This is a genomic window from Rhodococcus sp. 5G237 (assembly GCF_053764735.1).
The window spans coordinates 73,254-97,252 of the sequence record NZ_JBSNCD010000009.1; the positions used below are offsets into that span (position 1 = coordinate 73,254).

The 23,999-nt window shown below is 68.9% G+C and carries 20 protein-coding genes; 6 read left to right on the top strand and 14 right to left on the bottom strand.

Translation table 11 applies throughout. The annotated features are described in order from the left end of the window. Window positions 1–132: 132 nt before the first annotated feature. The 7 genes from rpmA to ACWPOC_RS20830 form a co-directional block, all read right to left on the bottom strand. Window positions 133–396, bottom strand: coding sequence for a 50S ribosomal protein L27 (gene rpmA / locus ACWPOC_RS20800; protein WP_006551184.1), 264 nt, complete (start codon window positions 394–396; stop codon window positions 133–135). Between the two features lie 36 nt (window positions 397–432). Continuing rightward, window positions 433–744 carry a 50S ribosomal protein L21 gene (gene rplU, locus ACWPOC_RS20805; RefSeq protein WP_006551183.1) on the bottom strand — a complete coding sequence of 104 codons (312 nt, stop codon included), beginning with the start codon at window positions 742–744 and terminating at the stop codon, window positions 433–435. A gap of 234 nt (window positions 745–978) precedes the next feature. Further along, a complete protein-coding gene (locus ACWPOC_RS20810; protein ID WP_455409259.1) occupies window positions 979–4,257 on the bottom strand; it encodes a translation initiation factor IF-2 N-terminal domain-containing protein in 3,279 nt (1,092 codons plus the stop codon). A gap of 444 nt (window positions 4,258–4,701) precedes the next feature. Further along, the gene (ndk, locus tag ACWPOC_RS20815; protein ID WP_006551181.1) at window positions 4,702–5,121 is read right to left on the bottom strand and encodes a nucleoside-diphosphate kinase; all 420 of its coding nucleotides are present in this window, start codon (window positions 5,119–5,121) and stop codon (window positions 4,702–4,704) included. 9 nt (window positions 5,122–5,130) lie between these two features. Continuing rightward, the gene (locus ACWPOC_RS20820) at window positions 5,131–5,541 is read right to left on the bottom strand and encodes a DUF4233 domain-containing protein (protein ID WP_060651102.1); all 411 of its coding nucleotides are present in this window, start codon (window positions 5,539–5,541) and stop codon (window positions 5,131–5,133) included. Further along, the gene (folC, locus tag ACWPOC_RS20825) at window positions 5,538–6,959 is read right to left on the bottom strand and encodes a bifunctional tetrahydrofolate synthase/dihydrofolate synthase (RefSeq protein ID WP_455409260.1); all 1,422 of its coding nucleotides are present in this window, start codon (window positions 6,957–6,959) and stop codon (window positions 5,538–5,540) included. The genes ACWPOC_RS20820 and folC overlap by 4 nt, the downstream gene beginning before the upstream one ends. Then, window positions 6,956–9,616, bottom strand: a complete 2,661-nt coding sequence (locus tag ACWPOC_RS20830; protein ID WP_455409261.1) for a valine--tRNA ligase — start codon at window positions 9,614–9,616, stop codon at window positions 6,956–6,958. Before ACWPOC_RS20830 ends, folC begins: the two co-directional genes overlap by 4 nt. 160 nt (window positions 9,617–9,776) lie before the next feature. Between ACWPOC_RS20830 and ACWPOC_RS20835 the strand changes: the two genes are divergently transcribed. Next, window positions 9,777–10,142: a hypothetical protein gene (locus tag ACWPOC_RS20835; RefSeq protein ID WP_060651104.1), complete on the top strand. Its 366-nt coding sequence runs from the start codon at window positions 9,777–9,779 to the stop codon at window positions 10,140–10,142. A 32-nt stretch (window positions 10,143–10,174) separates the two neighbouring features. On the opposite strand, the gene ACWPOC_RS20840 is transcribed toward ACWPOC_RS20835, so the two are convergent. Beyond that, window positions 10,175–12,169 carry a S9 family peptidase gene (locus ACWPOC_RS20840; RefSeq protein ID WP_455409262.1) on the bottom strand — a complete coding sequence of 665 codons (1,995 nt, stop codon included), beginning with the start codon at window positions 12,167–12,169 and terminating at the stop codon, window positions 10,175–10,177. Window positions 12,170–12,293: 124 nt separating this feature from the next. Between ACWPOC_RS20840 and thiD the strand changes: the two genes are divergently transcribed. After that, the gene (thiD, locus tag ACWPOC_RS20845) at window positions 12,294–13,085 is read left to right on the top strand and encodes a bifunctional hydroxymethylpyrimidine kinase/phosphomethylpyrimidine kinase (protein WP_120282216.1); all 792 of its coding nucleotides are present in this window, start codon (window positions 12,294–12,296) and stop codon (window positions 13,083–13,085) included. A gap of 22 nt (window positions 13,086–13,107) precedes the next feature. Here the strand turns inward: thiD and ACWPOC_RS20850 are convergent, their stop codons facing one another. The 6 genes from ACWPOC_RS20850 to ACWPOC_RS20875 all read right to left on the bottom strand — a co-directional run bounded on the left by ACWPOC_RS20850 (window position 13,108) and on the right by ACWPOC_RS20875 (window position 18,466). Further along, window positions 13,108–13,713: a GNAT family N-acetyltransferase gene (locus ACWPOC_RS20850; RefSeq protein WP_455409263.1), complete on the bottom strand. Its 606-nt coding sequence runs from the start codon at window positions 13,711–13,713 to the stop codon at window positions 13,108–13,110. Between the two features lie 9 nt (window positions 13,714–13,722). Then, complete coding sequence (locus ACWPOC_RS20855; protein ID WP_455409264.1) at window positions 13,723–14,934, bottom strand: winged helix DNA-binding domain-containing protein; 1,212 nt, start codon at window positions 14,932–14,934, stop codon at window positions 13,723–13,725. Between the two features lie 124 nt (window positions 14,935–15,058). Then, the gene (locus ACWPOC_RS20860) at window positions 15,059–16,084 is read right to left on the bottom strand and encodes a heme-dependent oxidative N-demethylase family protein (protein WP_455409265.1); all 1,026 of its coding nucleotides are present in this window, start codon (window positions 16,082–16,084) and stop codon (window positions 15,059–15,061) included. Further along, window positions 16,081–17,076, bottom strand: coding sequence for a PDR/VanB family oxidoreductase (locus tag ACWPOC_RS20865; protein WP_120282214.1), 996 nt, complete (start codon window positions 17,074–17,076; stop codon window positions 16,081–16,083). Before ACWPOC_RS20865 ends, ACWPOC_RS20860 begins: the two co-directional genes overlap by 4 nt. Continuing rightward, complete coding sequence (locus tag ACWPOC_RS20870; RefSeq protein WP_455409266.1) at window positions 17,073–17,588, bottom strand: dimethylamine monooxygenase subunit DmmA family protein; 516 nt, start codon at window positions 17,586–17,588, stop codon at window positions 17,073–17,075. The genes ACWPOC_RS20865 and ACWPOC_RS20870 overlap by 4 nt, the downstream gene beginning before the upstream one ends. Window positions 17,589–17,848: 260 nt before the next feature. Then, a complete protein-coding gene (locus ACWPOC_RS20875) occupies window positions 17,849–18,466 on the bottom strand; it encodes a TetR/AcrR family transcriptional regulator (protein ID WP_120282212.1) in 618 nt (205 codons plus the stop codon). Window positions 18,467–18,643: 177 nt separating this feature from the next. Here ACWPOC_RS20875 and ACWPOC_RS20880 point away from each other — a divergent pair, with 177 nt between their 5' ends. The 4 genes from ACWPOC_RS20880 to ACWPOC_RS20895 are packed head-to-tail and all read left to right on the top strand — an operon-like array spanning window position 18,644 to window position 23,990. Continuing rightward, a complete protein-coding gene (locus ACWPOC_RS20880) occupies window positions 18,644–21,049 on the top strand; it encodes an alpha/beta fold hydrolase (protein ID WP_455409267.1) in 2,406 nt (801 codons plus the stop codon). A 49-nt stretch (window positions 21,050–21,098) separates the two neighbouring features. Then, a complete protein-coding gene (locus ACWPOC_RS20885) occupies window positions 21,099–21,860 on the top strand; it encodes an SDR family NAD(P)-dependent oxidoreductase (protein ID WP_120282210.1) in 762 nt (253 codons plus the stop codon). Then, window positions 21,853–23,244, top strand: a complete 1,392-nt coding sequence (locus tag ACWPOC_RS20890) for an amidase (protein ID WP_120282209.1) — start codon at window positions 21,853–21,855, stop codon at window positions 23,242–23,244. Before ACWPOC_RS20885 ends, ACWPOC_RS20890 begins: the two co-directional genes overlap by 8 nt. Then, window positions 23,241–23,990, top strand: a complete 750-nt coding sequence (locus tag ACWPOC_RS20895) for an enoyl-CoA hydratase/isomerase family protein (RefSeq protein WP_059383884.1) — start codon at window positions 23,241–23,243, stop codon at window positions 23,988–23,990. Before ACWPOC_RS20890 ends, ACWPOC_RS20895 begins: the two co-directional genes overlap by 4 nt. The last annotated feature ends 9 nt before the right edge of the window (window positions 23,991–23,999 follow it).

The window sequence follows — 23,999 nt, forward strand, 5'->3', positions numbered from 1 at the left end:
CTTCTCTCGTCCGAAAAAACAAACCTGGTGATCAACGCAACAAGGGCGGGTCAGGGTGTGCGACCCTGGCCCGCCCCTATCGGGAGTATGTCGCGGGAGTTGGTCCCGCGGTGTCCGTTACCGGACGGCAGATCAGGCGTCTGCCGCAGCCGGAACGATGTTGACGGTCTTGCGACCGCGCTTGGTACCGAACTCGACGGCACCGGCCGCGAGGGCGAACAGCGTGTCGTCGCCGCCGCGTCCCACGTTCACGCCGGGGTGGAAGTGGGTGCCGCGCTGGCGCACGATGATCTCGCCGGCGTTGACGGCCTGGCCACCGAAGCGCTTGACGCCGAGTCGCTGTGCGTTCGAATCGCGACCGTTACGGGAGCTGGATGCGCCCTTCTTGTGTGCCATGACGAACCCTCCTGGGGTTGAAGCTCGAAGCTCGGTTTACTTGATGCCGGTGACCTTGACGACCGTCAGCTTCTGACGGTGGCCCTGGCGCTTGTGGTATCCGGTCTTGTTCTTGAACTTGTGGATGCGGATCTTCGGGCCCTTGGTGTGCTCGACGATCTCGCCGGTGACCGAGACCTTGGCCAGCTTGTCGGCGTCGGTGGTCAGTTCGGATCCGTCGACGACGAGGACCGGGGCAAGCGAGACAGCAGCGCCGGGCTCACCCTCGATCTTCTCGACCTTGACGAGGTCGCCTTCAGCGACCTTGTACTGCTTACCGCCGGTCTTGACGATCGCGTACGTTGCCATCGGACGGCTACCCCTTGCTTCTTCGAACGTGCTCGCGCCACAGTGCTGCGGACGCGACTGGTCTGGTGTGGTTGCTGACTCGGGTCCCGCCGGCATCCTGAATCCGGACGCGGCTGGGCACTATCGCCGAGTAGCGACTGAACAAGATTACGGGAAGGTGACTCCCAGGGTCAAACCGGGTGGCACGGTAGTGCCTGCTTCCGGGCCGGTCGTGACCGGCCCGGAAGCGGAGGGTCACGCTTCGGCGTCCACCGGAGGTCCGGCGGGGCGCCCTGCGGCACGCCGCGAACGCGGCCGCCGCACGATCTCCACCGGCGTCTCGACCGGTGTGCTCGGCCGGGAATCCGACTCGGCCTCCGTCGACGTACCGGTCGGCGCAGGGACGACGAACACCTTGGCTGCAGGCCCACCGTCCCCGGCGGGCGCTGCGGCCGCCCGGGCGACCCTGCGTGCCCGGCGGCGACGCGGAGCCGGTTCTGCGGCCTCGACGGAAGCCGCTCCGTCGGTGCTCTCCCCTGCTCCGGAGACGGCAGCCTCGGGAACAGCGGTCCCCGCGACTGCGGCTTCGGCTGCTGCGATCTCTGCCTCGACCTCGGCGGGTTCGTCGGAGGCGGTCGTCACCGTGGTGGCGTCCTCCCCGGCGACGGACTCCTTCGTCGGCGCGGCGACCTTCTCGGGCTCGACGGCCTGCAGCGGCTCGGTGACCTTGACCGGGTCGACGTCGCCCGCGGGTGCGGACACTGCCTCGGATGCGGTCTCGGTCGCTGCCGGCTCTGCCGCCGGAGCGTCCGCGGCCGGTGTCGAGTTGTGCGCGGCCATCGCGAGCGCGACGGGGTGAGCCGCACGCTTGACGACCTCTTCGGGCGACGGCGTCGTGTGCGTCTCGGCGGCGGGCTCCTGCGAGCTCTTGTCGCGTCCACGCTTGCGCCGCGAACCACCGCCGGACGAACGACCGGAGTCGTCCGACGACTTCGACTCGATCGGCTCCGAGTGCACGATGAGGCCGCGGCCACTGCAGTGCTCACAGGTGGTGGAGAACGCCTCGACGAGACCGGTCCCGAGCCGCTTGCGCGTCATCTGGACCAGGCCGAGCGAGGTGACCTCCGAGACCTGGTGGCGGGTGCGGTCCCGGCCGAGAGCCTCGGTCAGGCGACGCAGCACGAGGTCGCGGTTCGATTCGAGCACCATGTCGATGAAGTCGACGACGATCATGCCGCCGATGTCGCGCAGGCGCATCTGGCGGACGATCTCCTCGGCCGCCTCGAGATTGTTACGGGTGACCGTCTCCTCGAGGTTGCCGCCGGAACCGGTGAACTTGCCGGTGTTGACGTCGATGACGGTCATCGCCTCGGTGCGGTCGATGACGAGCGTGCCGCCGGACGGCAGCCACACCTTGCGGTCGAGAGCCTTCGCGAGCTGCTCGTCGATGCGGTGCGCACCGAAGACGTCCACCGAGTTCTCCGAGCGGTAGCGCTCGACGCGCGGCAGCAGGTCGGGTGCGACCGTCCGGATGTAGCTCTCGACGGTGTTCCACGCCGAGTCGCCCTCGATGACGAGCTTGGAGAAGTCCTCGTTGAACAGGTCGCGCACGACCTTCACGAGCAGATCCGGCTCCTCGTAGAGCGTCTTCGGCTGGCCCGATGCGTCGGCCTGCAGCTTCTCGGACTGCTCGCGGATCGACTCCCACTGCGTCTGCAGGCGGGTGACGTCGCGGGAGAGTTCCTCCTCGCTCACGCCCTCGGCGGCGGTACGGATGATCACGCCCGCCTCGGAGGGGACGATCTCACGGAGGATGTCCTTGAGTCGCTTGCGCTCGGTGTCGGGCAGCTTGCGGCTGATGCCCGTGGACGATCCGCCCGGCACGTACACCAGGAAGCGTCCGGCGAGGCTGATCTGGGTGGTCAGACGCGCGCCCTTGTGACCGACCGGGTCCTTGCTGACCTGCACGACCACCTGGTCGCCGGGCTTGAGGGCCTGCTCGATCTTGCGGGAGTTGCCTCCGAGGCCGGCGGCCTCCCAGTTCACCTCACCGGCGTAGAGCACGCCGTTGCGGCCACGGCCGATGTCGATGAACGCGGCCTCCATGGACGGGAGGACGTTCTGCACGCGGCCGAGGTAGATGTTGCCGACCATCGACGCCGACCCGGAGGTCGTGACGAAGTGCTCGACGAGGATGCCGTCCTCGAGCACCGCGACCTGCGTCATGCCCGCGTGGGAACCACCCGTGCGTTCGCGCACGACCATGACCCGGTCGACGGCCTCGCGGCGGGCGAGGAACTCGGATTCGGTGAGGATCGGGGGCCGGCGGCGACCGGCCTCGCGACCGTCGCGGCGACGCTGACGCTTCGCCTCGAGACGCGTCGAACCGCTGATGCCCTGGACCTCGTCCTTGGCGCGGCTCTTCGGACGCGGCTCCCGCTCGTGGACGACCGTGGGAACCGAGTCGTCGTCGGTGCTCGCGGTGTCGGTGTCGGAACCGCGACGACGACGGCGACGGCGGCGGCGACGGGACGTCCCCCCGCCCTGCTCGTCGTCGGTGTCGTGCTCGTCGCTGCTCTGCTCGTCGCCCGAGGCGGCCTCGTCGGAGGTGCTCTCCTCGGTGCCGGCGGTCTCCTCGGCGGGAGTCTCCGCTGCGGTGGACTCCCCTGCGGTGGACTCTGCTTCGGCGGACTTCTCCGTCTCCGCGGCGGCGGACTCGGAGTCCTCGCCGGTCGCGGTGGTCTCGTCCTGCTGGTCGGTGTCGGTGCCGTCCCCGCGGCCACGTCCACGACCGCGACGTCCGCGGCGGCGGCGACGCGGCTGGTCGTCCTGGTCTTCGTCCGCCTGCTGCGACGGTGCTTCCTCGGTGGACTCGGCGGCGGCCGGCTCGGCGGTCTGCTGCTCGTCCTCGGCCGGTGCCTGCTCGGTGTCCTTGCCGCGGCGTGCGCGCCGGCGACGCGGGCGGGTCTCCTCCTCCTCGGCAGGCGAGGGCACCTCGGGCTGGAGGAACAGCGGTGCAGCGACGATCGGCTCGGCCGTGGTGGACGGCTCGGGCATCTCGAACAGCGGCGTGCTCTGCTCCACCGAGGTGAACAGCCCGGTGGGTCCTCCGACGGAGGGGATGTCGAGTGCCTGCGGTGCGGTCTCGTCCGCGGTCTTCTCGGCGGGTCGCAGCTCGTCACCCTCGACCGGCACGGCCTCGGCCTCGGGAGCCGTCTCCGCCACAGCTTCGGGAGCCGTCTCGGCTGCAGCTTCGGGAGCCGTCTCGGCTTCCTGCACGGCGGGCTCGGCCGTGCCCGTGTCGTCGCTCAACGCAGCGTGCAGGTCCTCCGCGACATCGCGTGGGAGGGTCGAGTGCGCACTGCGCAGCTCGGTGCCGCGCTCGGCGGCTTTCGCGATCACCTGCTTACTGGTCAGCCCCAGCAGCTTGGCGAGGGCATGGACGCGGATCTTGGCAGGCAGACCGAGGAGGTTCCGTCCCCCTGTGTCCGACGCTTCGATCGAGTTGTTCTCCGGCGGCTCTTGATCGGCCACGTAGGTCTCCTAAGGCCCCCGGGCGCGTCCACCACCGACAACAGCGATGTGAGCGGCCACGCGGGGGCGCAGCTTGTGTACTCGCGCCGGGTGGGCGCGAGTCCTTCCGGTCTCGCATCGCGCGGTCGTCCGGTGCCCGTTTTCACTGCACGGCCGAGCAATGCCTGGCTTGATCGCGGGTCGAGCGCCGGAACATCCAGCGTGCCGCCGAGCGAGGTGTCTCCTTCGTCCTCGGCCACAGCGATGTCGGGCATCGATCCGTGATGTCGTTCGGCCGCTCCGCACGCGGTGTGTGCGGGGCAACCTCTGCCAGTATCCCACACGGAGATGCACGGATACGCCAACGGCGCCCCGGAGGGCGCCGTCGGCGGTGTCGGGAGGCGCGAAGCGCGACGCCCGAGAGGTTTCGTGAGCGACACGCCAGGCGCCGCTCGTGCGGGGCTGTTACTTCGCAGCCAGGGCGGGGAACCAGAGAGCGATCTCGCGCTCGGCGGACTCCACCGAGTCGGAGCCGTGGACCAGGTTCTCGCCCGGATCCAGGCCGAGGTCGCCACGGATCGAGCCGGGCACGGCCTTCTCGACCGGATCGGTGCCACCGGCGAGCTGCCGGAACGCCGCGATCGCGCGGGGGCCTTCGAGGACCGCGGCCACGAGGGGGCCGCCGGTGATGAACTCGATCAGCGAGGGGTAGAAGGGCTTGCCCTCGTGCTCGGCGTAGTGCGCTCCGGCGACCTCCTCGGTCGCGGTGCGCAGCTCGAGAGCCACGATGTCCAGCCCCTTGCGCTCGATGCGCGAGAGGATCTCTCCGACGTGACGGCGTGCGACGCCGTCGGGCTTGATCAGTACCAGGGTCCGCTCAGTCACGCGACAAGCCTAGAGGTCGTCCCGCTGGCCCGGCAGCAGACCCCTGGATTCGCGATCCCTGATGTCCTTGCGCAGGTAGAAGATGTACGCCCACACCACGGCGAAGAGCACACCCACCGCACCGAACGCGAGGTCGACGAAGAAGCCGAGCACGGCGAGCACCTGCAACGTGATGTTGAACGGGATCGCCCACGACTTCTTCTGCACCCCGGCTCCGAGGAACATGAGAACGGCGAGGCCCACGACGTAGGTCGTCGACCACGCGCTCAGTCCCCCGCCGACGGTCGCGATCACCGGCAGCACCAGCAGCACCACGATCGCCTCGAGCACGAGCGTTCCCGCCATCACGCCGCGGAAGCCCTTCCAGGGGTCCGTCGTCGGCGGCCGGAACTTCTGTTCCTCCGGCTTGTCGTTGCTCACGCGGGATCCTTTCCGAACAGACTGCGGGCCGCACCTGCGGTCACCACCGAACCGGTGACCACGACCCCGGCGCCCGACACCGCTTCGCCGGGTTCGCCGACCTCCTCCGCGATCGCGATCGCGGTCTCGATCGCATCCGGGAGCGTCGCCGCGGTGACGACCCGTTCGTCGCCGAATCGGGCGACGGCGATGTTCGCGAGATCGTCGACGTCCATCGCCCGCGGCGACCCGTTGTGCGTGACGACGATCTCGTCGAAGACCGGTTCGAGCGCCTCGATCAGACCCGCGACGTCCTTGTCGGACATCACGCTCACGACGCCCACGAGCTTGCGGAAGTCGAACTCCTGGGCGAGCGCGGCCGCGAGGGCCTTCGCGCCGTGCGGGTTGTGCGCGGCGTCGAGGAAGACGGTGGGTGCATTGCGCACCCGTTCGAGCCGGCCCGGCGTGGTCACCGACGCGAACGCGTCGCGCACCGCCTCCACGTCGAGCTGCTTGCCGGGGCCCGCCCCGAAGAACGCCTCGACCGCGGCCAGCGCGACCGACGCGTTGTGCGCCTGGTGCTCGCCGTGGAGCGGCAGGAAGATGTCGGTGTAGAGACCGCCGAGACCCTGCAGGTCGATCTGCTGTCCGCCGACGGCGACCGCGCGTCGCACCACCGCGAACTCGGAGCCCTGGCGGGCCACGGCCGCGTCGGCCTCGACGGCCTGCCGCAGCAGCACGTCCATCGCCTCGGGCTCCTGCTGCGCGATGATCGCCACGGTGTCGCGGGGCACGAGACCGTCGTCGGGTGCCTTCTTGATGATCCCGGCCTTCTCTCCCGCGATCTCCGTGAGGGTGTCGCCGAGATAGCCGGTGTGGTCGATCCCGACGGGCGTGATCACCGCGACCTGCCCGGTGACGACGTTGGTGGCGTCCCACCGTCCGCCGAGACCGACCTCGACGACCGCCACGTCGACGGGTGCGTCGGCGAACGCAGCGAACGCCATGGCCGTGGTGACCTCGAACTTGCTCATCTTCGGGCCACCGGCCGCCTCGGACTGCTCGTCGATCATCCGGACGTACGGTTCGATGTCGCGGTAGGTGTCGACGTAGGTCCGCGGCGAGACCGGCGCACCGTCGATGCTGATCCGCTCGGTGGCGAGCTGCAGGTGCGGGCTCGTCGTCCGGCCGACGCGGTGGTGCATGCGGGTGAGCAGCGCGTCGATCATGCGGGTCGTCGACGTCTTGCCGTTCGTGCCGGCGACGTGGATCGACGGGTAGCTGTTCTGCGGCGACCCGAGGATGTCCATGAGCGCGGCGATCCGCGCCAGGGACGGTTCGATCTTCGTCTCCGGCCAGCGCTTGTCGAGCTCGGCTTCGACGAGCGTCAGTTCGGCCAGGTCCACCGGGGACGGCGCCCCCGGGGTGTCGGTGCTCACGCCGCGCCCAGCTCCTTCAGTCGTGCGGTGATCCGTGCGATCTCCTCTTCCGCGATCTGCTTGCGACCACGGATCTTCTCGACCACCTGGTCGGGTGCCTTCGCGAGGAAGGCATCGTTCGACAGCTTCGCGGAGGTGCCCGTCAGCTCCTTCTCCGCGGCCGCGAGATCCTTGCGCAGGCGAGCGATCTCGGCGCCGACGTCGATGCTGCCGGAGGTGTCGAGCTCGACGGTGACCGTCGCGCGGCTCAGCCGGACCTCGATCGACGCGGTGGCCGAGAACGAGTCCTCCGGCGCGGTCAGGCGCGCGAGCGACTGCACGGCCGGCACCTGCGCGACGAGATCGGCGTCCTCGACACCGACGAGCCGGGCCGCGACCTTCTGCGACGGCTTGAGGCCCTGGTCGCTGCGGAACCGACGGATCTCCGTGACGAGCCTCTGCAGGTCGGCGACACGCTGCGCTGCGGTCTCGTCGGTGGCGACGCCGGATGCCTCGGGCCAGGATGCGACGACGACGGACTCGCCGCCGGTGAGCACCTTCCACAGCGTCTCGGTGACGAACGGGATGACCGGGTGCAGCAGGCGCAGCAGCTGGTCGAGGACGGTGCCGAGCACGATCTTGGTGCCGTCGGCGTGGGCGCTGCCGTCGGCGAGCTGGACCTTGGCGAGCTCGAGATACCAGTCGCAGACCTCGTCCCACGCGAAGTGGTAGAGCGCCTCGCACGCCTTCGAGAACTCGTAGTGATCGAAGGCCGCGTCGACCTCGGTACGCACCTGCTCGAGGCGGTCGAGGATCCACCGGTCGGCATCGGTGAGCTGGTCGCGGGCCGGGAGCTCGCCGACCACCGCGCCGTTCATCAGCGCGAACTTGGTCGCGTTGAACAGCTTGTTCGCGAAGTTGCGCGACGACTGGGCGTGGTCCTCACCGACGGCGAGGTCGCCACCGGGGTTCGCGCCACGTGCCAGCGTGAAGCGCAGGGCATCGGCGCCGAAACGCTCGACCCAGTCGAGCGGGTCGATGCCGTTTCCGCGCGACTTCGACATCTTCTTGCCGAACTGGTCGCGGACGAGGCCGTGCAGGAACAGATCCCGGAACGGAACCTGCGCCTGGTGCACCGCGTCGTCGCCCGACACGTAGGTGCCGAACATCATCATGCGGGCGACCCAGAAGAACAGGATGTCGTAGCCGGTGACGAGAACGCTGGTGGGATAGAACTTGTCGAGCTCGGGGGTCTTCTCCGGCCAGCCCATCGTGGAGAACGGCCACAGGCCGGACGAGAACCACGTGTCGAGCACGTCCGGGTCCTGCTCCCAACCCTCGGGTGCGCTCTCGTCGGGGCCGAAGCACTCGACCTCGCCGTTCGGGCCGTACCAGATCGGGATGCGGTGGCCCCACCACAGCTGACGCGAGATGCACCAGTCGTGCATGTTGTCTACCCAGTCGAACCAGCGCGGTTCCTGGCTCGCGGGATGGATGACGGTGTGGCCGTTGCGCACCGCGTCGCCGGCGGCCTTGGCGAGCTTGTCGACCTTGACCCACCACTGCATGGACAGGCGCGGCTCGATGGTCTCGCCGGACCGCTCGGAGTGGCCGACGCTGTGGAGGTAGGGGCGCTTCTCGGCGACGACGCGGCCCTGCGCGGCGAGTTCCTCGCGGATCGCGACGCGCGCCTCGAAACGGTCCATGCCGTCGAAGCGGGTGCCGGAGTCGGCGATGCGGCCGGCCTTGTCCATGATCGTGGGCATCGGCAGGTCGTGCCGCAGGCCCATCTCGAAGTCGTTGGGGTCGTGCGCAGGCGTGATCTTCACTGCGCCCGTACCGAATTCGGGGTCGACGTATTCGTCGGCGATGATCGGGATCTGCCGCCCGGTGATCGGGTGCTCGAGCGTGGTGCCGATGATGTCCTTGTAGCGCTCGTCCTCGGGGTGGACCGCGACGGCGGTGTCGCCGAGCATCGTCTCCACACGAGTGGTGGCGACGACGACGTGCGGCTCGTCGTCGTTCAGGGAGCCGTAGCGCAGGGAGACGAGCTCGCCCTCGACCTCCTCGAACTTCACCTCGATGTCGGAGATCGCGGTCTGCAGCACGGGCGACCAGTTGACCAGACGCTCGGCGCGGTAGATCAGTCCCTCGTCGTAGAGGCGCTTGAACATCGTCTGCACGGCGCGGGACAGGCCCTCGTCCATGGTGAAGCGGTCGCGCGACCAGTCGACACCGTCGCCGATGCGACGCATCTGGTCCTGGATCATGCCGCCGGACTCGGCCTTCCACTGCCAGACCTTCTCGATGAAGGCCTCGCGACCGAGGTCCTCCTTCTTCTTGCCGTCGGCGGCGAGCTGCTTCTCGACGACGGTCTGGGTGGCGATGCCGGCGTGGTCCATGCCGGGCAGCCACAGCACCTCGTAGCCCTGCATGCGCTTACGGCGGGAGAGCACGTCCATGAGGGTGTGGTCGAGGGCGTGACCCATGTGCAGGCTGCCGGTGACGTTCGGCGGCGGCAGGACGATCGAGTACCCGGGCTTGTCGCTCGTGGGGTCGGCCTCGAAGTAGCCGGCGTCGACCCACTGCTGGTAGAGCTCCGCTTCGACGGCGCTGGGGTCCCAGCTCTTGGGAAGGGCGTCGGCGGGGTTCTGCGAGTTCTCTGGCGCACTGGTCACCCGTCAATCGTAAGCGTCGCGGCGAACCTCCTGGACACGGGCTACGACTGAGCCGGACAGGGGTCGCGACAGAAGAGTGTGGCCCGCTCCCCGACCGGGTATCGCAGTGCCGGGCGGCCGAATGCGCGGACGCCGAACGGACAGGACGGAGGACACCGTCATGATGCGGGCATTGATCTTCGCTGCAGGTGCAGCCGCGGGATTCGTCGCGGGGACCCGGGCGGGACGCGAGACCTACGACAAGATGCGGGGGCGTTCGAACGAGCTGTGGCACAACCCGGCGGTGCAGGAAAAGGTCATTCCTGCGGTACAGGACAAGGTGACGGAAGCGGCCGGCGTCGTGAAGGAGAAGGCGCCACACCTCCAGGAGACGGTCGGTGGTCTCGCCGAGAAGGTCACCCATCGCGGCGGATCGGGTCAGCACTCGGCCGGCTCCGGTTCCGCGACGAGCGAGTCGACACCGGCCACCGACGAGCCCACGCGTCCGCCGGCCTCGCCGGGCGACCAGCCGCGCCCGCCCGAATAGCGAGGCAGTAGACCCCGAGCGGACGTCCTCGGTCAGCCCAGCTCGTCCGGCAGGTCGAGCGGGCGGCCGAGCACGTGCTCGGACAGGAACGCCTCGACGGTCCGGTACCAGATCTTCGAGTGCTGCGGCTTCAGCACCCAGTGGTTCTCGGACGGGAAGTACAGGAAGCGGTGGACGGTGGTGCCGTCGTCCTCGGCGGGCCGCCCCGATTCGTCGAGCAGCTCGTACCACAGGCGCAGGGCTTCGCCGATCGGGACGCGATAGTCCTTGTCGCCGTGGATCACGAGCATGGGCGTGACGATGTCGGCGACGAACAGGTGCGGTGAGTTCTCGACCGCCATCTCCGGGGTCATCTCCCGCTGCCAGTACCAGGCCACGTCGGTGGTCGGCGTGAACTGGTCCAGCGCCCACAGGCCGGCATGGGTGACGACCGCGCGGAACCGGTCGGTGTGCCCCGCGATCCAGTTGGCGAGATATCCGCCGAACGATCCGCCCATCACCGCGGTCCGTTCCTCGTCGATGTCGGCGCGCGCGACCGCAGCATCGGTGACGGCCATCAGATCGGTGTACGGTTCGCTCCCCCACCGTCCCCAGCCACGCCGGACGAAGTCGTCGCCGTATCCCGTGGACAGTGCGGGATCGGGCAGCAGCACCGCATAGCCGCGGGCGACGAGGAGCCACGGGTTCCAGCGCCACGACCACGTGTTCCAGCTGCTCAGCGGACCACCGTGCACCCACAACAGCATCGGCGCGGGGTCGTCGGGGGACGCGGTATGCGGAAGTGCGAACCACGCCCGCACCGGCGTGCCGTCGGCGGCTTCGGTGGTCAGTTCCTCGAGGCGTCCCGGCAGTTCCGGGAGCGCAGCGGGAGCACGTAGCGGCGTAACGGTGCCGGCGTCGGGTCCGGTGACATCGATACGCACGGGGTGCGGCGGTGCTTCGTAGGAGGCCCGCAGCGCGTATGCCGTGCTGCCGTCGGGTGCGAGGCAGACGTCCGTGTAGGCGGCGTCGTCCGGGGTGACGCGGTCGGGCTGCTCGGACCCGAGTCGCTGCACGAACACCGGCGCGCGTCCGTGATCGTCGGCGGTGAGCACGAGACCGGAACCGTCGGGCAGCCAGGTGACGGAAGTGGGACGTCTGTCCCATTCAGGGGCCTCGATTGTCGTGGTTCCGCTCGCGATGTCCAGGACGCGGACGGTGATCTGCGGCGGGTTCTCCGCGTCGCTCATCGATTCGTGCAGGTAGGCGAGCTTCGTCCCGTCGCGCGAGATCGACGGGTGCGTCACGTCGCCGGTCTCGTCGTCGACGAGCGGGGTGCGCAGGCCGGTGCTGAGATCGACCCGCACGAGCGTGACGCGGCGCGAGGCGAGCGGACCGGGGACCACCCATGTCGCGGCGGCGAACGAACCGTCGGCAGCGATGTCGACGGAGCCATCACGCAGCGACCCTCGGATCCCGGGCGTGAGGTCGGTGAACCCGTCGCCGCTCTTGTCCGGGACGAGCAGGTGCGGCTGGTCGGGCCCGAGATCGTGGTCCCAGTAGCGCACCGGATAGCCCGTGTGCAGCACCGCGGTCACGGCCCCGTCCTTGCGGGCGTCCCGGATCCGTTCGTCGTCGGACTCGCTGTGACCGAGGACGGACGCGACGAGGACGATCCGGTCGGCCTCGGACGCCGCGTGCGCCGATACGAATCCACCCTTGCGAGATCCGACCTGCTCGGCCTCGCCGCCCGCCGCGGGCAGTCGCCACAGCGACACCGGCGGGTCGTCCTTGCCACGTGCGGCGGTGAACAGCAGGTCGCCGGTCGCGGTGAAGGTCGGGTTCGATTCACCCGTGGTGCCGTGGGTGAGGCGTCGCGCCGGAGCGTTGCCTTCGGGATCCACCTCCCACAGGGCCCCGGTGTACGAGGTGGCCTTCTCGTCGAGCGTCGACTGCGTGATCACCAGGCGTTTCCCGTCCGGAGACATCGTGAGGGAGGTGACGCGGGGAAGCGTCAGGTAATCGTCGAGCTCGTGGAAGGCCGTCATGCCTGGACGATATCGGGAGCGACGGTGGGCGGTCCGCAGGTGGCACCGGGTTCGTCTGTAACCTGGTCGTTCGGCGGGTACATCCCGTGGCAACGCCGTCTCCCAGTCCGAACGGAGCACTCACATGGTCGACCTCGCATACGTCATCGCCGGCTCGGAAGCGACCGGTGGCGCCGGTCTGCAGGTCGACCTCAAGACGTTCCAGCAGCTCGGTGTGTACGGGGTGGGCACCACGACGTGCATCGTCTCGTTCGACCCGAAGAACAACTGGGGCCACCGCTTCTTCCCCGTCCCGGCCGACGTGATCGCCGAGCAGATCGAGGCCGCCACCGCCGCCCACGATCTCGACGTGGTGAAGATCGGCATGCTGGGCACGCCCGCGACGATCGACGTCGTCGCCGAGGGTCTCGAGAAGCAGGACTGGCGGCACGTCGTGCTCGACCCGGTCCTGATCTGCAAGGGCCAGGAGGCCGGCGCAGCGCTCGACACCGACAACGCGCTGCGCGCGCAGGTGCTCCCCCACGCCACGGTCGTCACCCCGAACCTGTTCGAGGCACGCACCCTGTCCGGCATGGACGAGATCACCTCCGTCGACCAGCTCATCGAGGCCGCACGTCGCATCCATGATCTCGGCCCGAAGTACGTCGTCGCGAAGGGAGGCGTCGAACTCGACGGTGAGGACGCCGTGGACGTGCTGTTCGACGGCTCCGAGGTCACCCTCCTGACGGCCCCGAAGGTCGGCAACGAGCGCGTCTCCGGTGCCGGCTGCACCCTCGCTGCTGCGATCACCGCCGAACTCGCGAAGGGCGCGTCGGTCGCCGACGCCGCGGCCCGCGCGAAGGATTTCGTCACGGCCGGGATCAAGGGACGCGTGTCCGCCAACACCCCGTTCGACACCGTCTGGCAGGGCGTCTGATCCGAGAGCGGATCGGTACCCGTCAGCGCGGCTGCCGCCACATCCCCCACAGCGTCGGCCCGCCGCCGGGGATGACGATGGCGCGGGTGACCTCGAACCCGAACCGCTCGTAGTAGGGGACGTTCGATTCCTTGCTCGACTCGAGGTAGGCGGGAGCGTGTTCGGCGTCGGCGCGGTCGAGGCCGACCTTCATGAGGGCTGTGCCGAGACCGGTCCCCCGCGCGGCAGGTGAGGTGCCGATCGTCGACAGGTACCAGTGCGGCTCGTCCGGATGCGCCGCGTCGAGGGTTTCGTTGACCTGCCCTCCCCGCTTCATGTATCTGCCGAGCGCCGCGGAGAAGCCGGGCAGAAGGCGGAGCGAGGTCCACACATCGGTGCGCCATCGTCCGGGCGGCGCCCACATCGCCGCCCCTCCGACCGTCCCACCGGACTCGGCGATGTCCGTGGCTCCCAAGGGCACCATGTGATGCCGGGCGTCGACGGCGAAGAATCGGGCCATGCGGCGGATCCGGTGCTCCTCGTCCGGGAACATCCACACGAAGACCGGATCGTCGAAGAACGCCTCGGCGATCACCCGAGCGAAGACCGGAATGTCGCGGCGCGTGGCGGTTCTCGGTTCGACGGCCATGTCGGCAGCCTACGACGAAGACGTGCCCGACGACCTGCCTTCCGTCGCCAGTTCCTTCGCGAGGGGCGTGGGGAACCGCGGCATCACCCGCACCCCACCGAGCCAGTCGTCGAGGCGGGCGGCTTCCTCGCGTAGCACCGCGGTGCCCTCTGCGCCGATGTCCTCGAGCAGGTGCAGGCTCACCGCTCCCGTGTCGGTCTGCCACCACGTGCCGACGATCCGTCCGTCCCACCAGGCGGTGGGACCGGCGTTGCCGTTGGAGTCGAACAGCGCCTCCTTGTACGGACCCAGATACCACCCGCGTTCGGTCCACCCCATGACCGTGGGATCCAGACCGGGCAACAGCACACCCCACGGTTCGACTTCGCCCTGCTGTTCGAGGTCGTCGGGCAACAGGTAGCCGGGACGGCCGTCGAGATCGACCTCCACCACGTCGAGTTCGGCGAGGGCCGCGCGGACGGCAGTGAGGGTGGATCCGAGCCACCACTTCAGGTCCGCCTCGGTGCCGGGACCGAATGCGCGCAGCCACATCCGCACGAGTTCGCGCACACCCGTCGCCTCGTCGACGGGGTCGATGGCCGAGCCCAGCCACGACTCCGTGGTCGTCCAGGTGGGGCGCGACACCCGCCACGACCCCTTGTTCGACGCCCGAACCACTTTTCCCTCGGCGGAGAGCACCGTGAGCACGCGAGGCGCGAAGGTGACCGGCCCACCCCAGGATTTGCCGGCACCGAACTCCAGCGCGCCGTCGAGGAGCGGGATCTCGGTCTCGAGCTCGCTCGATGTCGCCTCCCGCCCGTCGGCCAGGGCGGTGAGGATGTGGCGGCTCACCTCGTCGAGCCAGCTCTCGCCGTCGTCGTGCAATCCGGCCTTCACGACGTCCTTGACGACCGTGCGTCGCTGTGCGGCGGCGACCCGGGCGCTCGCCCCTGCCTGCACCACTGGGAGGGTGTCGCGCGGGACGACGAAGACGGTGCGCCGCATGGCCATGTGTTTGACCAGGGCGCGGTCGTCGTAGAGCGCCCTGTGGAGGTCGGCCACAGTGAAGTCGCCGACCCGCGCCCACGCCGACAGGTAGACGGTCGCTGGGTCGGTGCCGTGCAGGCACACCAGGCTCCTCGCGGCATCGACCGCATCGGACGCGCGGTGCTTCGGGTGCAGGCGGTGCCTGGCGGCAAGTCGTGCTCGGCGTTCGGTTGCGTCGATCCTGCGCACAGCCATGGCCGACATCGTAGAGGTGGTGTCCGACGCAGGAGGGCTACCGACGAGCCGAATCGAGAACTGCGGGGAGGTCGGGTGCGTGTCCGTCAAAAATTCCGCATACAACCTCCCCCTCGTTCTGCGTTCAGGATCGGACGCCGCCGTAGGTACGCAGCCAACGCAGACCCGGTCCGCGGGTACGCGTGATGCCCTTGTAGTCGGCCATGTCGTCGGGAAGTTCGTCGAGGACCGAGTGGAGACGCTCGGACCACTCGGGCACCCGGGCTATGTCCTCGAACGACAGCAGGTGTGTGCGGATGAGGAACATGATCGCGCCGGAGACGCCGAGACGCACGAGGTGCTGGACCTCGACGCGGAGGTGCAGGCGTCGCCCGACGTCCTCGAGCGGTCCCTCGGCGAGCAGTCGGCGGCCGCGGCCCCATTCGGGATAGGTCTCGGTGGACTGGTCGAGTCGCCGGTCGACGCTGAGCGACCAGTTCGTACGCCGGTAGCACTGTCCCGCATGAAGTCCCATGAGGAACTGCTCGGCGCGCGGGATCACTCCTTCGGTGTGGACGCGCGGGACCGGCCCGTGGATCTGGCGGAAACTCATGCCGACGTCGAAGCGCAGCGACCAGTCGGCCGCGAAGGTGACCAGGCCGGCGTCACCCCAGAGGGCACCCTCGCGCTGGTCGAGCAGGACGACGTCCTCCTGGAGGTGCCTGCCGATGAAGCGCAGAGGCGGTTCGGGCAGCGTCGACCGATCACCGAAGACGAAAGACTGTGCGACGCCGAGCGCGCGATTGACGAACAGTCGCGCCTCACCGTCGCGTTCGAGTGCGAAAGTCTCCGGGTACGCGTCGGCGAGCATTCGCATGAGCGTGACCATCGCGTCCCACTGCGCGACCTCCATGTGCGGCAGGGACTGGAACCGGGTCGGGTCGGCACCGAGGATGCGCTCTCGTTCGGTGAGGTCGTCGAGATAGTGGCCGTCGATGTCGACGGGATGCCGGCCCCATCCGCCCGCGGCGGTCTCCACGAGGCTCCCGGCGGGTTCGACGTTGGTGCTGTAGCGATAGGTGTCGCGGACGAACGGGAACGGGAAACGCGCGATCCGATCGGGAAGCCCGAGGTCGTCGTCGCGGACGGCGAGATCGATTGTCGTACTCACAGATCCAGCTCCAATCGTGGGCCGCTCGCTCGGGAGACGCACGGCATCACGCAGTCTCCCGCTTCCTTCTCCGCAGCGCTCAGGTACAGATCACGGTGGTCGATCCCTCCGCTCATGACGGGCAGCCGGCACTCACCGCACACGCCCTGCCTGCACAGATTGGGCACTGCGACGCCACGACTTTCGAGTGCGTCGAGCAGGCCGACACCCGCGTCGACGGCGACGTCGATGCCGCGACGGGTCAGGTGAGCGACGAACGGTTCTCCCGGGTCGAGGTCGCCGACCCCGAATCGCTCGTAGTGCACACGCGCGTCGGGCCACCCCGCACGACCGGCACGTTCGCAGAGTTCGTCGACGAGGCCGGCCGGACCGCACATGTACAGGTGGGTGCCGATGGGCTGCTCCAACAGCGCCTGCCCCATCCGCTCCCGGAAGTCCTCGCGCGCCGTGTAGGTGTGCAGACGCGGTCCGCACAGATCATGCAGTTCGTCGAGGTGGGCATCGTCGCCGTCACGGAAGACGTAATGCACCTCGAACGATCGTCCCCACTGCACGGCGGCGCGGACGTGGGACAGGATCGGAGTGATCCCGATGCCACCCGCGACCAGCAGATGGTGTCGGGCCGTGAGGATCGGAGCGAACGCGCTGCGCGGTGTGCCGACCGGGACTCGGTCACCGATCTGGAGGTCGTGGACCCACTGCGACCCGCCGCGACCGGAGTCCTCCAGCCGCACCGAGATCGCGTAGTGGTCGGGTTCGAAAGCGGGACCGGTCAGGGAGTACGAGTTGCGATGCGGTCGCCCGCCGGGTCCGGTGCCGCAGGTGACGACGACGTGGCTACCGGGCGTGAAGGAGGGAAGCGTGCAGCCGGCAGGGTCCACGAGGCGGACGTGTCGCACGGTGGGGGTCAGCGCGATCGTCGCCGCGACCGTCAACTGGAGTTCCGTTCTGCCGGCCGAGTTGCCCACCGGGACGTCGGATGTCAGCGTCATGGGCGTTCCTCCGCGTCGACGGCGAAGCCCAGATAGGCGGCGTGCAGCCGGGAGACATGGTGGTGAACGACGAGTTCCGAGGCGCAGGTGGGACAAGTGGTGGACTGTCCGACCGCGACGTGGGCGGCGTGCGTCGAATGGCAGTGCGCGCAGTAGACGGTTCGTGTCGCCGAATTCACGGGGAGGGGAAGGATCTCGTCGTCGAGGAGTCCTGCGGCCACGGCGGCCGATCGTGCGGCCAGCACTGCCGCTTCCGGTCCGACCAGTACGAGGCGCCATCCCACGCGTGCTGCGTTCGCCTGCCGCTCCATGATCTGCGCGGCCGTGCCACCCCACTCCTCCGGCAGGCGGATCCAGTCGACCCGACGACCCCCGAAAGACGATACGAGACTGCGTGCCTGGCCCTGGGCGGCGTCACCGAAGGACAGGACGGTCACGTAGCGACCCCCGCCGGCGATGCGCCGCTCCTCGTCCCATCTCGGGACGCTGGTGGTGTCCACACAGACGCTCACGCGATCACCTGCGCCTTCCGGCAGCCCGAAACGACAGGAAAACGGTTGTAGTGGTGTCTGTCTCGGGCATGAGAACTCCTCGGGAGGACCGACGTGGATACGCCGGGTGTGGCAATACCGATCGCTGACGTGAAACAGACGATAATGGGAAGAAACACAGCGATGGGTTGCCACTCGGTTAACGCGTGTAACCGATTCCTCTCGGAGGCACGACGTTCGGGCCGCGGACACCGAGGGCCGCGGCCCGAACGAGGAGTTCGTCAGCTCTCCGGAGCGAAGAACGCGCGGTGCCAGATGCGCGTTACGATCTGCGCGGCATGCTCGAGAGGCATGGGCGTAGCCTGCATCTCCTCCTGGGCGTACCAGACGTAGGCCGACTGCTCCACCATGCACGCCACAGCTTCGACCACGCCCCTGATGTCGACGCCGTCGACCTCGTCCATCCCGCACTTGACCCGCAGAACGGTGGCGAAGCGGTCGATGTGCCGGTTGCGCATCTGCCACCAGAACTGCCGGAACTGCGGATCGACGTTCGCCGCCTCGACCAGCGTGCGCATGATGTCGCGGTTGTCGTAGTAATGCGTCAGATAACCGGTGTTCGCTTCGAGCAGCGCCTGGTAGGGATCGTCCTCGATGCGGTGCTCGGTTGCGCCGCTGGCACGGAACAGGTCGTCGTGCGTGTCGGCGATCAGCGCGGAGAACAGATCTTCCTTGTCGCTGAAGTACCTGTACAACCCGCCGAGCGACATCCCCGCTTCCGTCGCCACGCCACTCATCGTGGCGCCGACGTATCCGTCGCGGGCGAAGACCGCACGGGCGGCTTCCAACAGTTTCGTGCGGGTGCGGCGCCCCTTGGTGGTGTTCGGTAGGTGCGGCATATCCCCCCTTTCCTTGCGGGAATCGTAACCGGTCAACACAATCGTCATCAGAGTTAACAAAAAAGCGATGTCACTCTCTTGACGTGAGCCACGTTACTCCCCCAGAATCGTCACAACAACATCGCGCAGACCCCGCAGCGCCCTTCTTCTTCATCGTTTCCATCGAACGGAGTCCCTGTGAATTCCCGTGCAACCACTCTCGCCACCGCAGTACCGGGCGGTCACGTCGCCGGCGCCCGGACTCCCCTCGATTCGTTCCTCGGGCACCTCGACACCGACCCCCACGCCCTCGCCGTCCGCGACGACCGGGGCCACTCCCTGACCCGCGCCGAACTGTGGGAGCTCGCCGCCGACATCGAGCACGAACTCGCCGCCCACGGTCTGGGCCGGGGCGACATGGTGATCGTCTGCATGCCCAACTGGACCGAATGGATGGGTGCCTATCTCGGAGTGGTCCGCGGCGAGATGGTCGCCGGGACCCTGCCGGTGACCACCGATCCCCGATCCATCGCCTACACCGCGAATCTCGTCGGCGCGAAGGCCGTCGTCCTCCCCCGCTCGCATCGCGGCCGCGACTTCGTCGCCGAATCCGAGGTCCTGGCAGCAGAACTCGGACGCGAGGTGCAGATCCTCCTGGTCGACGGCCAGGATGGAACCCGCACCTGGCGCAGCTTCGACGGTCCGCACGCGACGATCCCCGCCTACCCGGACGATCTCGTGCACGTCCTGTTCTCGTCGAGCACCACCGGGAAGTCGAAGGCGATCGCGCATTCCGAGACGAGTCTGAGTGCCTACAACCGGATGGTCATCGACCGCTACGAGGTCTCCGGTGAGCGTCCGATCTTCATGCCCTCTCCGCTCGGCCACAGCACGGGTTTCTGGCACGGCGCCCGGATGTCGCTGATGACCGGTGCGGCACTGATCCTCCAGGACGCCTGGGACCCGCGCCGCGCCCTCGAACTCGTCGAACAGCACGGCTGCGAGATCACTGTCGCCGCAACTCCTTTCCTCAAGGACATTGTCGACACCGCATGGGATTCCACCACCCCGAAGCTGGCCGGGATGCGGATCTTCCTGTGCGGCGGTGCCCCCGTCGCCCCGAGCCTCATCGAACTGGCGCAGGAGCAGATGCCCGACACCCGTATCGCGGCGATCTGGGCGATGAGCGAGGGTGGAGCGACCTCGAGCCTCCCCGACGACTCCACCGAGCTCGTCGCGTACACCTGCGGCAAGGTGATGCCCGGTGTCACCCTCGAGGTCGTCCGTGAGGACGGCACGCTCGCACCGCGCGGGACCGACGGCGAGATCGTCATGCGCACCCCGTCGCTCTTCCTCGGATACATCGGCCAGGAGCAGCTCTACCGTGACTCGTTCACGACCGACGGCTGGTTCCGCACCGGCGACACCGGAATCGTGGACGACAACGGCTACCTGAGCCTGACCGGGCGACTCAAGGACCTCATCATCCGCGGCGGTGTCAACATCTCCCCCGTCGAGATCGAGAACGCGATTTCCGGACACCCGCAGATCGCGCGCGTGGCGGTCGTCGGCAGCCCCGACGAACGACTCGGCGAACGCATCTGCGCGGTGATCCAGCCGCTCGGCACCGCCCCGACCCTCGACGAACTCGTCGGATGGCTCGCGGAGCGCGACGTGCCCCGGCGGTTGTGGCCGGAGTCGATCCGCATCCTGCCCGCCATGCCCGAGACCCCCGCCGGAAAGATCCGCAAGAACGTTGTCAGAGAACTGATCTCGTCAGGAGACGATATGACCAGCAGCACCGTCGAGCTCACGACGCAGAGCGTCACGCTCCGCGACATCGACGTGACCTACACCCGCGCCGGTGAGGGCCCCGCGGTGGTGCTGATCCACGGCCTCGCCGAGGATCACCGCAGCTGGCGCACCGTCCAGGAGGCCGGCCTGCCGGTGACCACCTACGCCTACGACCTCCGCGGGCACGGACGCACCACCGTCGGTTCCCCCGAAGGCACGCTCGCCCAGCTACGCGACGATCTGATCGCCTTCCTCGAGGAGGTCAGCGGTCCCGCGATCTGCGTCGGCTTCTCCCTCGGTGGCACCGTCGTCCTCTCCGCCGCAGCCGAGCGCCCCGACCTCGTGACCACGGTCGTCGCGCTGGGTACCTCGAGCGTCGTCGGCCGCGGCGCTGCCGGCTTCTACGCCGGTCGCATCGAGCTGTTCCGCGGCGACGACAGCGAAGCACAGCGCTCCGCCCTCCGCGACGACACCGCCGCCGCCCTGCACAATCCCGACTCCGACCTCGACGCCGTCACGGACTTCCGCCTCGAGGCGGTCGGTGCGGCGCAGGGTTACATCAACGCGTCCACCGCGATGGCCGCACTCGTCGACGCGCCGCTGACGCCCGAGCTCTCCCGTATCGCGCCCGACACCGAGGTCGCGATCGTCGGCGCCGACCACGACACCTTCTGCCCGAAGAAGGCCGCGGACATCATCCTCGGCGCGATCGAGCACGCCACCTACCACGAGATCACCGGCGCCGGGCACCTGATGCTCGTCGATCAACCGGAACAGTCGATCGAAATCCTGCGCGGGCTCCTCCCCTGAGAAGCGCTGCGACCGAGAACTTCCAGTACACCGCTCTTCGAAAGGCTCCATGATGCAAGAACGCCCCACCGCCCTCGTCACTGCCGCCGCGGGCGCAGGGATCGGCGCCGCGATCGCCACCCGCCTCGCCGCAGACGGTTTCGATGTCGTCATCACCGACGTCCACGAGCGCCGCAGTCAGGAACTCGCCGCGAAGCTTGCCGCCGAATACGGACGCGACTTCGACAGCTACGTCCTCGACGTCACCGACGAGGCCCGTGTCGAAGCTGTCGTGTCCGAGATCGCCTCGAAGAAGGGCCGACTCGACGTTCTCGTCAACAACGCCGGCTGGAGCAAGATCGAGCCCGTCGCCGAGATGTCCTCGGAGACCTGGAAGCGCTGCCTCGACGTCGACCTCAACGGCACCTTCTACACGATGCGCTACGCGCTTCCGGTGATGCAGAAGAACAACTCCGGCGCCATCGTCAACATCAGCTCGATCGCCGCCTACGAGACCAGCACCGAGCACGGCGCCGCCTACTCCGCCGCCAAGGCCGGTGTCCTCGCACTCACCCGCGTCGCCGCCGCCGAGAACGGCAAGCACGGCATCCGCGTCAACGCCATCACCCCGGGCCTGATCTACAACGACTTCCTCCGCAAGATCTACCCGGACGAGTTCTTCTCCGGCTACGCGGAGAACCGCTCCCTCGTCGGCCGTGTCGGCCGCCCCGAGGACGTTGCCGGTCTCGTCTCGTTCCTCGTCGGACCCGACGCCGGTTACGTCACCGGTGAGGTCTACGGCATCAGTGGTGGGGTGCATCCGCATGGCTGACAACCCGCTGCGCCTGACCGTTCGCGAGCTCACCGACGCCTACGCGCGCGGCGATCTGAACCCGATCGACGTGACCGAGCAGGTTCTCGACCGGATCGACCGGTTCGATCCGGAGGTGCGCGCATACGTGGCGGTCACGGCCGATCTGGCACGGCTGCAGGCCGCCGAGGCGGCCGAACGCTACCGCCGCGGTGAACGCGCACCCCTGCTCGGGGTTCCGGTGTCCATCAAGGACGCCTTCCACCTGGCCGACACGGAGACCGGACTCGGGTCGCTCACCCAGCGCGGGCGCGTCGCCCGATCGGATTCCGGTGCCGTCGCGCGGCTGCGCGCGGCAGGATCGGTGATGCCCGGCAAGACGAGCGTGCCCGAGTTCTGCCAGTCCGCCACCAGCGACAATCTGCTCGGACCCGAGACCGGCAATCCGTGGGACCCGACGCGCACCCCGGGCGGTTCGAGCGGCGGCGCGGCGGCCTCGGTCGGCGCCGGCCTCGCGACGATCGCCCTCGGTTCGGACGGCGGCGGATCCATCCGGATCCCCGCGGCCTTCAGCGGGCTCGTGGGATACAAGCCCACCACCGGCCTGTGCGCCGACGAGCGTGGTTTCCGGGCGATGACGGATTTCGTCACCGCCGGTCCCCTCGCCTGGACGGTGGACGATGCCCGCATCATGACCGAGGTCCTCGCGGAGACGACCTTCGCCCGTGCCTCGGCGCCGAACCGGCGGATCGCCTTCTGTCCCCGCCCGGACGGCCGGCCCGTCGATCCGGCGATCGTCCGCACGCTGGAGTCGGTCGCGGCCACCTTGTCCGATCTCGGGAACGAGGTCGTCGAGACCGACATCCCGATCCAGGGATGGAACGAGATCTTCGGTCCCCTCGTGCTCGACGACGAACTCCGCGAGCGGGCCCACCTGCTCGACCGGCCGGAGTTGCTCACCCCGTACGAGCAGGCAAGTCTGCGCGCCGCGATGCAGTTGAGCAGTGCGGACGTCGCCGTGGCCCGCCGGGCACTACCCGACTTCCGCCGGCGCATCGATGCCTTCCTCCATCGCTTCGATGCGATTCTCACCCCGACGGTGGCGACGGTCGCGTTCCCACACGACCAGCGGCCGAAGACCATCGACGGTGAGAAGGTGGACTGGCTGTGGGGCGCCTTCCCGTTCACGTCCCCATTCAATGTGGCCGCCACTCCGGCGATCTCGCTGCCGGCCGGCGTCCACGACGGTCTCCCGATCGGTGCTCAGCTCGTGGCGGCGCAGGGACGCGACGCGGATCTGCTGAACCTCGCCGAGTCTCTGGAGGCCGCACTCGCGTTCGACTACGCGCCGGTGCGCGAGCGCTGGGCCGACGTGGAATCCCGCGAACCGGAGCCCGTACCGTGAGCGCCGGGCTCGACCGCCGGCGGCACGGATCCGTGCTCGAGGTCGTACTCGACCGCGCGGAACGACGGAATGCGCTCTCGCGCGCTCTGCTGACCGAGATCCGGCAGGTCTTCGCCCATCTTCCGGAGGACGTCCGCGCAGTGGTGCTGACGAGTTCGGACCGGGTGTTCTGTGCCGGTGCGGATTTCGCAGACCTGACCGGGACGTCCGCGGATCTCGACTACGACCGGGACCTCGAGGACGCGTGCTCGGCGATCCGGAGCAGCGCGGTGCCGGTGGTCGCGGTCGTGGACGGAGCGTGCGTTGGCGCCGGCGTCGAGCTGGCGACCTCGTGCGACGTCCGGATCGCGGGTCCGAAGGCGTGGTTCCGTGTCCCGGCGGTCGAGCTCGGCCTGCTCTACAACCCGGCGTCGATCCGCCGGATCCACGCGGTGCTCCCCCGCACGACGATCACCCGGTTACTGGTGCTCGCCGAACGCTTCGACGCCGACGACGCACTCCGCAGCGAACTGGTCACCCACACGGCCGACGGAGATCCCCGCGAACAGGGGCTGACGCTCGCAGAGCGCCTCTCCGGCCTCCCCCGCGACGCTCTCGCCGCGACCCACTCACTGCTCCACCACCTCGACGAGGGTCGTTACGACGACGTCGAATGGCAGGGAACCCGGATCCGATTGATGGACAGCCCCGATCGGAACGCCGCCGTCGCGGCCGCCTCCGAGCGGCACGGCACCCCCGCCTCCTGACCCTCTCTC